This window comes from Belnapia rosea, assembly GCF_900101615.1.
Lineage (GTDB): Bacteria > Pseudomonadota > Alphaproteobacteria > Acetobacterales > Acetobacteraceae > Belnapia > Belnapia rosea.
The window spans coordinates 1-1844 of the sequence record NZ_FMZX01000096.1 but is presented as its reverse complement, the minus strand read 5'-3'; the positions used below and the strand labels follow the sequence as shown (position 1 = coordinate 1844).

Below are 1844 nucleotides of genomic sequence, written 5' to 3'. Positions count from 1 at the left end.
CCCGCCTATGGCGCCCGGCCGCTGAAGCGGGTGATCCAGCGGAACCTGCAGGACCAGCTGGCCAACCTGCTGCTGGAAGGCCGCATCCATGACGGGGAGACGCTCTATGTCTCTGCGGGCACGGATGGGCTGGTGGTCCGGCAGCAGCCCATGGCTGCCGCGGCCTGAGACGGGGGGAGGGGGTTTGGGCGGGGGTCTACTCCGCCCAGGCCACCTCCTGCATCGGCTCCAGATGCGCGATCTGGGCCAGGATCGCGGTCCGTGTTCGCTGAAAGGCCTCTAACTCCGCGCCGGCCAGCTGCACCGTCGCCGCCGGCCTGGCGATCGCCGGGTCGACGGAGCGGCCATTCTCGACGATCTCGTAATGCAGGTGAGGCCCCGTTGCGAGGCCGCTCGAGCCGACGCGCCCGATCGCCTCTCCCTGCCCGACGCGGCTGCCAAGCTGCATGCCGCGCGCGAAGCCCGAGAGATGGGCGTAGCGCGTCATCGACCCATCCGGGTGCCGCAGCTCGATCAGCCTTCCATAGCCGCCGGCGAAGCCGATGCGCTCCACCACCCCCTCGGCCGCGGCCAGCACCGGCGTGCCCGTCGGCGCGGCGAAGTCGATTCCCTGATGCATGCGCGTGAAGCCCAGCACCGGATGGCGCCGCTGGCCAAAGCCCGAGGAGACGCGCGCCCCATCCAACGGCGTGCGGAGGAAGTTGCGGCGCAGGCTGCGGCCGTTCTCGTCGAACCATTCGGGCCCGTTCGCCGTCTCCTGCCGCCAGAGCGACAGGCGGCGCGTCGACATGCGGAACTCGGCATGGAGCACATCGCCATCGCGCAACAGCCCGCCCTCCGCATCACGGAAGCGCTCGAAGAGCACGGTGAAGCCATCGCCGGGCTGCAGCTCGCGCTGGAAGTCGACGGCATGGCCAAGCATGCGGACCAGATCGAGGCCGAGCGCCTGGGGCAGCCCGGCGCGTTCGAGGTCGTGCAACAACGCGCCGGTCACCTCGCCCTGGGCATAGACCAGGTGGCGATGCCGCGTGGATTCCTCCTCCACTGCCTGCCAGCCGGAGGGAGTGCGCATGACGGTGACCGTGCGGCCGGGCGCGGGCTCGAGGATGAGCGCGGTCAGGGCATCCTCACGGCTGGGATCCTGCCGCAGGGTAACCTCATGCCCGGGCTGCAGGCGCCGCGGCGGGAAGATCGGCGCGAGTGCGCTGAGGGCCGGGCGCGCCTCCGCCGGCTCGACCCCTGCTCCGACGAGAAGCTGGGTGAGGGTATCGCCGGGTCTGGCAACGAGAACGCGGACGGCTTCGGTCTGGGTTACGGGTGAGGCTTTGGGAGGATCGGGCTGCGCGGGGGCGGCCGGGCTGGCGAGAAAGACGGCAAGGAACGTCAACCAGCGCGCGTGACGCGCGACGCAGTGCAGCATGAAACCCCTCCCAGGGCTGAAATATGGAGAAACCCTTTGGCGGAAACATAAGTTAAGTCAATAGGTTGACGTGTGCGCTTGCGAGACGAGCTGAGAATGGCGCTGCTGCTGCGAAAAAAGGGCTTTGACAGGCTGTGGTGAGGGGACTAGAAGCCGCCTCCCGACGACGGCAACGCCGACCGCCGGGGCCGACGAAAAGACGGGGCTTGCAAGTGGTGGCGAGAGCCACTAAGTTGAGTGCCCCGCTGATGAGGCGGCTCTCCCAACCCGGCAGGGTGCATCGCCGGTCGAAGCTTCAGGCGAAAGTCTGAGGGCGACCGCGGGGAGATTGTTCTTTTAAATCTGCATCTGGTTTTGGAAGTGTATGTACGCTTCGGCTGATGGTCCTGATTGGGATTGTTAGTTGGGTTGTGATGGTATCTTG

Annotated in this window: 2 protein-coding genes; one reads left to right on the top strand and one right to left on the bottom strand. The window is 67.6% G+C overall.

Translation table 11 applies throughout. The annotated features are described in order from the left end of the window. On the top strand, positions 1 to 168 hold a 168-nt coding region (locus tag BLR02_RS30960), incomplete at its 5' end, for a hypothetical protein (RefSeq protein ID WP_143018396.1). A 28-nt stretch (positions 169 to 196) separates the two neighbouring features. Here BLR02_RS30960 and BLR02_RS28175 read toward each other — a convergent pair. Then, positions 197 to 1387, bottom strand: coding sequence for a M23 family metallopeptidase (locus tag BLR02_RS28175; RefSeq protein WP_218128110.1), 1191 nt, complete (start codon positions 1385 to 1387; stop codon positions 197 to 199). Between the last annotated feature and the right edge of the window lie 457 nt (positions 1388 to 1844).